This window comes from Leisingera sp. F5, from assembly GCF_001593695.1.
The window spans coordinates 1-7,357 of sequence record NZ_LUKH01000084.1; the positions used below are offsets into that span (position 1 = coordinate 1).

At 61.5% G+C, this 7,357-nt stretch carries 8 protein-coding genes, 2 pseudogenes and 1 riboswitch; of the genes and pseudogenes, 7 read left to right on the top strand and 3 right to left on the bottom strand.

Features of this window, described 5'->3' with window-relative positions; genetic code table 11:
* Together A2I95_RS23990 and A2I95_RS23995 are read left to right on the top strand one after the other, a co-directional pair.
* Positions 1 to 750: pseudogene (locus tag A2I95_RS23990) on the top strand (thiamine/thiamine pyrophosphate ABC transporter permease ThiP); the annotation flags it as partial.
* Positions 737 to 1,429, top strand: coding sequence for an ATP-binding cassette domain-containing protein (locus tag A2I95_RS23995; RefSeq protein ID WP_291733889.1), 693 nt, complete (start codon positions 737 to 739; stop codon positions 1,427 to 1,429). The pseudogene A2I95_RS23990 and the gene A2I95_RS23995, both read left to right, overlap by 14 nt.
* 59 nt (positions 1,430 to 1,488) lie before the next feature.
* On the opposite strand, the gene A2I95_RS24000 is transcribed toward A2I95_RS23995, so the two are convergent.
* Both A2I95_RS24000 and A2I95_RS24005 read right to left on the bottom strand, forming a co-directional pair.
* Positions 1,489 to 2,019, bottom strand: a complete 531-nt coding sequence (locus A2I95_RS24000) for a 6,7-dimethyl-8-ribityllumazine synthase (protein ID WP_291733891.1) — start codon at positions 2,017 to 2,019, stop codon at positions 1,489 to 1,491.
* A riboswitch (FMN riboswitch) is annotated at positions 2,004 to 2,153 on the bottom strand. It overlaps the preceding gene by 16 nt.
* Before the next feature lie 48 nt (positions 2,154 to 2,201).
* Positions 2,202 to 2,498 (bottom strand): antibiotic biosynthesis monooxygenase, encoded by a 297-nt coding sequence (locus A2I95_RS24005; protein WP_259988460.1) that lies wholly within the window; start codon positions 2,496 to 2,498, stop codon positions 2,202 to 2,204.
* A gap of 114 nt (positions 2,499 to 2,612) precedes the next feature.
* Here A2I95_RS24005 and A2I95_RS24010 point away from each other — a divergent pair, with 114 nt between their 5' ends.
* The 4 genes and pseudogenes from A2I95_RS24010 to A2I95_RS24025 all read left to right on the top strand — a co-directional run bounded on the left by A2I95_RS24010 (position 2,613) and on the right by A2I95_RS24025 (position 6,139).
* A complete protein-coding gene (locus tag A2I95_RS24010; RefSeq protein ID WP_291733894.1) occupies positions 2,613 to 3,215 on the top strand; it encodes a glutathione S-transferase in 603 nt (200 codons plus the stop codon).
* Between the two features lie 210 nt (positions 3,216 to 3,425).
* Positions 3,426 to 3,986: a ubiquinol-cytochrome c reductase iron-sulfur subunit gene (gene petA / locus A2I95_RS24015; protein ID WP_027256883.1), complete on the top strand. Its 561-nt coding sequence runs from the start codon at positions 3,426 to 3,428 to the stop codon at positions 3,984 to 3,986.
* Between the two features lie 12 nt (positions 3,987 to 3,998).
* Positions 3,999 to 5,333 carry a cytochrome b gene (gene petB, locus A2I95_RS24020; RefSeq protein WP_291733898.1) on the top strand — a complete coding sequence of 445 codons (1,335 nt, stop codon included), beginning with the start codon at positions 3,999 to 4,001 and terminating at the stop codon, positions 5,331 to 5,333.
* A 19-nt stretch (positions 5,334 to 5,352) separates the two neighbouring features.
* Positions 5,353 to 6,139, top strand: a pseudogene (locus A2I95_RS24025) (cytochrome c1).
* Positions 6,140 to 6,289: 150 nt separating this feature from the next.
* Here the strand turns inward: A2I95_RS24025 and A2I95_RS24030 are convergent.
* Positions 6,290 to 6,727: a glyoxalase superfamily protein gene (locus A2I95_RS24030; RefSeq protein ID WP_291733901.1), complete on the bottom strand. Its 438-nt coding sequence runs from the start codon at positions 6,725 to 6,727 to the stop codon at positions 6,290 to 6,292.
* 263 nt (positions 6,728 to 6,990) lie between these two features.
* Here A2I95_RS24030 and A2I95_RS24035 point away from each other — a divergent pair.
* Positions 6,991 to 7,357: nuclear transport factor 2 family protein (locus tag A2I95_RS24035; RefSeq protein WP_291733903.1), on the top strand; the 367-nt coding region annotated here is incomplete at its 3' end.

The following is a 7,357-nucleotide window of genomic DNA, read 5'->3' on the forward strand; positions in this document are numbered from 1 at the left end:
GTGCGGCGCTGGGACGGGCAGGGGGCCACGGCGCGCTGTCTTGACGCCGTTTGGATTACCTTTTCAGCTGGTTTCTTACTGCTGCCGCTGGCGGCGATCGTACTGGCCGGGCTGCCCGGGCTTGCTGACTTGAAGGGCACGGTATGGCAGGCCGCGGGGAACTCCATTCTGGTGGCTGCAATCAGCACTGTGATCCTTCTTGCGCTGGCCTTGCCGATGGCAGCTGCGGTTGCAGCTGGCCGGAACAGCCTGACCGAACTGTCGGGCATTCTTGGGCTTGCGGCCTCTCCATTGGTGATTGGCACCGGGCTGTTCATTCTGATCTACCCCGTCGCAGACCCATTTGCCCTGGCGCTGCCGGTGACGGCGCTGGTCAATGCGGTGATGGCGCTGCCATTTGCCATGCGTATCCTGGTGCCGCGGGCGCGGGAAGTGCTGGGGCGCTATGGCCGGTTGTCGCTGTCGCTGGATATGCAGGGCTGGGCCTTTGTGCGCCGGGTCTTTCTGCCCCGGATGCGGGCGCAGACAGGGTTTGCCGCGGGCTTGACTGCGGCACTGTCGATGGGGGATCTGGGCGTGGTAACGCTGTTTGCCGATCCGGATTTCGCAACGCTGCCCTTGCAGATTTACCGGCTGATGGGGGCATACCGGATGGAGGCCGCAGCGGGTGCTGCACTGCTCCTGCTGATGCTGTCGATGGGTGCGTTTTGGATTTTGGACCGCGGAGGGCGCTGGCATGCTGAGGCTTGAGAATTGCCGGATCATGAACGGCGGCTATGTGGTGGAGGCGGATCTTGAGATTGTGCGGGGTGCCTGCGTCGCGGTGATTGGTCCATCGGGTGCCGGTAAGTCCACGCTGGTGGAGGCAGTGGCCGGTTTCCTGCCAGTTACCCGTGGGCGCGTCTCTTGGAACGGCTCAGACCTGACCGGCAGGCCGCCGGGCAAGCGGCCGGTCGCCATGCTGTTTCAGGACGGCAACCTGTTTCCGCATCTGACCGTGGCGCAGAACGTTGGCTTGGGGTTGCATGCGAACCTGCGGCTCAATCAGACGGAGTGGCAAAAGATTGACGCAGCGCTGATCCGGGTTGGTCTTGGCGGCATGGGGGGGCGGAAACCTGCGGCTCTGTCCGGCGGGCAGCAAAGCCGGGTGGCCCTGGCGCGGGTACTGGTACAGGGCCGCGACATCCTGCTGCTGGATGAACCTTTTGCGGCACTTGGCCCGGCGCTGAAGGCTGAGATGCTGGATCTTGTGGCAGAGCTGGCGCGCGAAAGCGGCGCCACGGTGCTGATGGTCAGTCATGATCCGAACGACGCGCGCCGGATTGCGGACCAAGTGGTGCTTGTGGCGGACGGCAAGGCGCATCCGCCGCAAGCGACGGCGGACTTGCTGGACAATCCGCCGCCTGCTTTGAAGGCTTATCTGGGGTAAATAATGCCTGAGATACAAGAGGGCCTGCACCTGCGCGCTGGCAAATGCAGGGGCTAGGTTCAGGCGTTTGCCAAGGCCTGCGCGCGTGACTTGGTGATCATCAAGGCGGCTTGCGCTGCTTCGCGGCCTTTTTCTTCGAAATGGTCGCGGTAGATTGTATTGTGGTGTTCGGTCTCCTGATACTGGTGCGGTGTCAAGGATACCGAAAGCACGGGCACGCCTGTCTCAAGGCTCACACGCATCAGCCCGTCCACAACAGCCTGGGCAACGAAATCGTGCCGGTAAATGCCGCCGTCGACGACAAATGCGGCACAGGCAATAGCTGCGTATTTGCCGCTTTTTGCCAGCTCCTGCGCCATCAGCGGCATTTCAAAAGCACCGGGAACATCAAAGACGTCGACTTGAGAGCTGGAGACGAGATCCAGAAACCCATCAAGCGCTCGATCGACGATATCGGCATGCCATTGCGCCTTGATAAAGGCATAGCGGGTGTGTGTCATTGTTATCTCCTTGCGCTTTGACACGTCACCCAAGGCGATAACGAACAACAGGCACCGCCCTAAGCGGCCCTGGCGAACGCTCTCTTTCATCCGGACTGTAACCGTCGGCTCTGGAATCGCACCAGATCTGCTGGACACTTCCGGTTCCGGAAGCCGCTCGCGGGCTTACGGGGCAATGCCCGCTTACCGCCGGTGGGGAATTCCGCCCCGCCCTGAGAACAGGTCGAACGTGCCAATCCGTGCGGCATTCTGCAAGCGTTAAACGCGCGGCATCAAACCTCGACCAAGTCATAGTGTTTGATGCTGCGCGACTCGACCAGTTCGGCCTCAGCCGGGTCGATGTGCGGACTGGTGTAGTCCTCGCCCGCAAAGGCCTTGAGCGACGCCAGATCCTTCCACACCATCACAAAGCTGAACTCCCGCGGGCTTTCGGCGCGCGGCGCGCCTGGCAGGACAGTAACGATGCCATCGGTGCCTTTCATTAGCGGAATGGCGGTCTCATGGAAGAACTTGCTGAAATCCGCCTCCTTGCCCGGTCGGATGACAACCTGGAATATCCGCATGATCATTTGAGGGTCCTCCTGACATTGGCTGAGCCGGACCAGTATAGCACAGTGTGCTGATTGCCCCTTTCCCTTGGCAGGGCATGCAGTAGGCTGCTGCAAAACAGCGGAGGATTTTCCATGAAGCTTACATATTCACCGGCGTCGCCCTTTGCCCGCAAGGTTTTGGTGCTGCTGCATGAGACCGGGCAGATTGAGGATGTTGAAATCCTGAATGTGACCACAACGCCCCTCAGCCCCAGTGCAGAGGTGAAAGCCAGCAACCCGCTGGCCAAAATCCCGGCGCTTGAGCGCAATGACGGCCCGGCGCTTTATGACAGCCGGGTGATCTGCGCCTATCTGGACGACCGCGCAGGCGGCATGCTGTATGGCGGCGGTTGGGACAGTAAGGTTCTGGAAGCCACCGCCGACGGTATTATGGATGCGGCGATCTTGATGGCTTATGAAAAACGTCTGCGACCTGAGGAAAAACAATGGGATGGCTGGCTGGATGCGCAGCGCAGCAAGGTCCTGGGCGGCTGTGCCGCGCTGAATGCGCGCTGGATGAGCCATCTGCTGGGGCCGCTTGATATTGGCCAGATCGCGGTGGCCTGTGCGCTGGGATATTTCGATCTGCGCCACCCGGATGCGGGCTGGCGCCAGGGCAACGAGGCGCTGGCGGAGTGGTTTGCGGGCTTCGAATCGCGCCCCTCCATGCAGGCCACAAAACCGCCGGCGGGCTGAGAGCGCCCTTGATAATGACAGGTGCCGCACCGATATGGGTGCGGCACGGTCACACAGTCGTGACAGAATTGCCGTCTGCGGCTTTCTGCGCGCCTATGACCGCTGGACGAATGCCCTTCTCCCCGCTAGACACGCGCCTGAGTCACTGCGAGCAATCGCGGTGCATGCGCATGTTTGCCCTAAACGGGCGCTGGAATTGGAGAAAACCTCGTGTCCCACGCAGAAGACCACGAAGGAACCCGGAGAGATTTCCTCTACTACGCCACTGCCGGCGCCGGGGCAGTGACCGCGGGTGCCGCCGTATGGCCCCTGGTCAACCAGATGAACCCCTCCGCCGACGTGAAAGCACTGTCCTCGATCCTGGTCGATGTCAGCGGCGTGGAAGTTGGCACGCAAATCTCGGTCATGTTCCTGGGCAAGCCGGTGTTCATCCGCCGCCGCACCCCGGAAGAGATCGAAGAAGCCCGTGCCGTGGAGCTGTCCGAGCTGATCGACCCGCGGTCGGAAAACCCGAACAAGCCGGGCACCGACGCGGCTGACGCCAACCGCACCATGGACGAGGCCGGCGAATGGCTGGTGATGATGGGTGTCTGCACCCACCTGGGCTGTGTGCCGCTGGGCGACGGCGCCGGCGAATTCAACGGCTGGTTCTGCCCCTGCCACGGGTCGCACTACGACACCGCAGGCCGCATCCGCAAAGGCCCGGCGCCGGAGAACCTGCATGTGCCGGTGGCTGAGTTCACCGACGCCAACACCATCAAGCTGGGATAAGGAAACGCGCTCATGTCCGGTATTCCGCACGACCATTACGAGCCGAAGACAGGCGCAGAAAAGTGGCTGCACAGCCGCCTGCCCATCGTCGGTCTTGTCTACGACACAATCATGATCCCCACCCCCAAGAACCTGAACTGGTGGTGGATCTGGGGCATCGTCCTGGCTTTCTGCCTGGCGCTGCAAATCGTCACCGGCATTGTCCTGGTGATGCATTACACCCCGCATGCTGATCTGGCCTTTGCCTCGATCGAGCACATCATGCGCAACGTGAACGGCGGCCATATGCTGCGCTACCTTCACATGAACGGCGCCTCGCTGTTCTTTGTTGCTGTCTACATCCACATCTTCCGCGGCCTGTACTACGGCTCCTACAAGGCGCCCCGCGAGATCACCTGGATCGTCGGCATGCTGATCTACCTGATGATGATGGGCACAGCCTTCATGGGCTATGTGCTGCCGTGGGGCCAGATGTCCTTCTGGGGCGCAACCGTGATCACCGGCCTGTTCGGCGCCATCCCGTTCATCGGCGAACCGATCCAGACCTGGCTGCTGGGCGGACCGGCGGTGGATAACGCCACGCTGAACCGCTTCTTCTCGCTGCATTATCTGCTGCCCTTCGTGATTGCGGCGCTGGTGATCGTGCATATCTGGGCCTTCCACACCACCGGCAACAACAACCCCACCGGTGTTGACGTCCGCAAGGGCTCCAAGGAAGAAGCCAAGAAAGACACCCTGCCGTTCTGGCCATACTTCGTGATCAAGGACTTCCTGGGCCTGGCCGTTGTGCTGGTGATCTTCTGGGCAATCGTCGGCTTCATGCCGAACTACCTGGGCCACCCGGACAACTACATCGAAGCCAACCCGCTGGTGACCCCGGCGCACATCGTTCCGGAATGGTACTTCCTGCCGTTCTACGCGATCCTGCGTGCCTTTACCTCGGAAGTGTGGGTGGTTCAGTTTGCCTCCTTCGTGACCGGCGGCATCGTTGACGCCAAGTTCTTTGGTGTTCTGGCGATGTTCGGTGCGATTGCTGTGATGGCGCTGGTGCCCTGGCTGGATACCTCGCGCGTCCGTTCGGGCCGTTACCGTCCGATGTTCAAATGGTGGTTTGCGCTGCTGGTGGTCGACTTCTTTGCCCTGATGTGGCTGGGTGCGATGCCGGCGGAAGAGCCCTATGCATCATTCTCGCTGATCGCATCGGCCTATTGGTTCGGCTACTTCCTGGTGATCCTGCCGCTGCTTGGTGTGATCGAGAAGCCGACGGCTCAGCCTGCCACCATCGAAGAGGATTTCGACGCCCACTATGGCAAGAAGTCTTCTGCTGAAGCCACTCCTGCCGAGTAAGAAGAAGGAACACCTCGCAATGTTCAAGAAACTGGCAACCGGTGCCGCCTTCGCTCTGGCCATGATCCCTGCTGCGTCTTACGCAGCAGGCGGCGGCGAGCAGCACATCACCGACTACGCCTTCTCGTTTGAAGGCCCGTTCGGAACTTATGACCGCAATCAGCTGCAGCGCGGCCTGCAGATCTACACCGAGGTTTGCGCAGCCTGCCACGGGCTGAAGCTGGTGCCGTTGCGCACCCTGGGCGACGAGGGCGGCCCGCAGCTGCCGGAAGATCAGGTGCGTGCCTACGCGGCCGATAACTTCAGCGTATGATGCGGCACTGGATGAGGACCGTCCGGCCAAGCCGGTCGACCACTTCCCGGAAAACAACAACGCCGGCGCCCCGGACCTCAGCATGATGGCCAAGGCGCGTGCGGGTTTCCACGGCCCTTACGGTTCGGGTCTGAACCAGCTGTTCAAGGGCATGGGCGGCGCTGAATACATCGCCTCGCTGCTGGCCGGTTACACCGGCGAGACCAAAGAAGAAGCTGGCACCACCTTCTATGAAAACACTGCCTTCCCGGGCGGTTGGATTTCGATGGCGCCGCCGCTGTCGGATGAGCAGGTGGAGTTTGCTGACGGCCATGCCAATGACGTGGAAGCTATGTCGCAGGACGTCGCTGCCTTCCTGATGTGGACTGCTGAACCCAAGATGATGGCGCGCAAGCAGGCCGGTTTTGTCGGCGTGCTGTTCCTGACCGTTCTGTCGGTTCTGCTGTATCTGACCAACAAGAAGCTGTGGGCGCCGCACAAGGGCAAAGACTGATCCTTGTCCGACTGACAGGTTGAAACATCAAACCCCCGCAAGTGCTGCTTGCGGGGGTTTTTCGTTGTGAGGGGCCAGGGGCGCTGCCCCTCTGCCCTGCGGGCATTCACCCCGGGGTATTCTGGACCAGAAAGAAGCCGGGCGGACTGGTCACAACAGCGGGCTGACCACCAGATGGGGGAGCCCGTTGGAGGTTTTTTGCGGAGACCGGTCGTCCGCGCCGATCACCGCGGACACCCGTTGGCGCCAGGACGAAAAGCTGTCGAACTGGACCACGTCCACCGGGGTATCAAACTGCAGGGTAATCCGGCGGTGGCCGTTGATGCCGCAGGCCGAGAGGCCGTGGACATAGCCGGTGTAGGGCTGACCCAGGTACTGGCCTTCAACACGCATCCCGACCTGCAGATCCGGGAGGTTTGTGGCGCGGGCGCTAAGGGTGTTCCAGTCGCGGAAGCCATAGTATTGCGCGATCCGTTCGAGCGCGGTGCTGTGGCTTATGGGCTGGCCCTGGGCCTGTGAATGCTTACGCAGCAGGCGCGCTTCAGTCTTGAGCTGCGGAATGGGGGGGAGAGCAGGCGGTGGCTGCATGGGATTACCTTTCGCGTGAAGGGTGCAGTTGCCGATGCAGACAGGGGCTCGCGTTGCTATCCGGGCGTGCACCCAGGCGTCAGGAAGGATCCTTGTCCGGATTTCACCAAAGCCAAAGGCTGCGAGCGGCAGGTATCCGGGACCTGTTGACGTCATAGCGCAGTCCGGGCTGTGCTGCAACTGCGTGCAGACACGCTTGACGGAGGAGTAAGCCGGAGCGCACCCTTTAGAGGGTGTATCAATACGAGTTGGGAGGCGTTGCAATGACGGGGCTATCAAATGCGGAGATTCTGCGGGAAGCAATGACCAGGTGGGATGGCTGCAAAGCGGGCGATCTGGCCATGTGGGATGACTATACCACCGAGGACATGTGCATGCGTTCGATGGGGGAGGGCGCGCATGGACTGGATTTCAGTGCGGCACGGAACGGGCGCGCGCAGCTGCAGAATTATCTGAGTGAGCTGACCAGTGCCTTTGAAATGGAACACTGGACGCTGGAAGAGACGGTCTCGGAGGGCGACCGGGTGATTGGGTTGGGCACCACGGCCTGGACCTGCAAGGCCACAGGAAAGCGGGTGGAGACGCCTGTTGCCATTGTCTGCCGGTTCCGGGACGGGCGCATCTGTGAAC

Coding starts and splice junctions, on each gene's coding strand:
- A2I95_RS24030 (WP_291733901.1), bottom strand. CDS start 6,727: ATGCAGCCACCGCCTGCTCTCCCCCCCATTCCGCAGCTCAAGACTGAA.
- A2I95_RS23995 (WP_291733889.1), top strand. CDS start 737: ATGCTGAGGCTTGAGAATTGCCGGATCATGAACGGCGGCTATGTGGTG.
- A2I95_RS24000 (WP_291733891.1), bottom strand. CDS start 2,019: ATGAAAGAGAGCGTTCGCCAGGGCCGCTTAGGGCGGTGCCTGTTGTTC.
- petB (WP_291733898.1), top strand. CDS start 3,999: ATGTCCGGTATTCCGCACGACCATTACGAGCCGAAGACAGGCGCAGAA.
- A2I95_RS24010 (WP_291733894.1), top strand. CDS start 2,613: ATGAAGCTTACATATTCACCGGCGTCGCCCTTTGCCCGCAAGGTTTTG.
- A2I95_RS24005 (WP_259988460.1), bottom strand. CDS start 2,498: ATGATCATGCGGATATTCCAGGTTGTCATCCGACCGGGCAAGGAGGCG.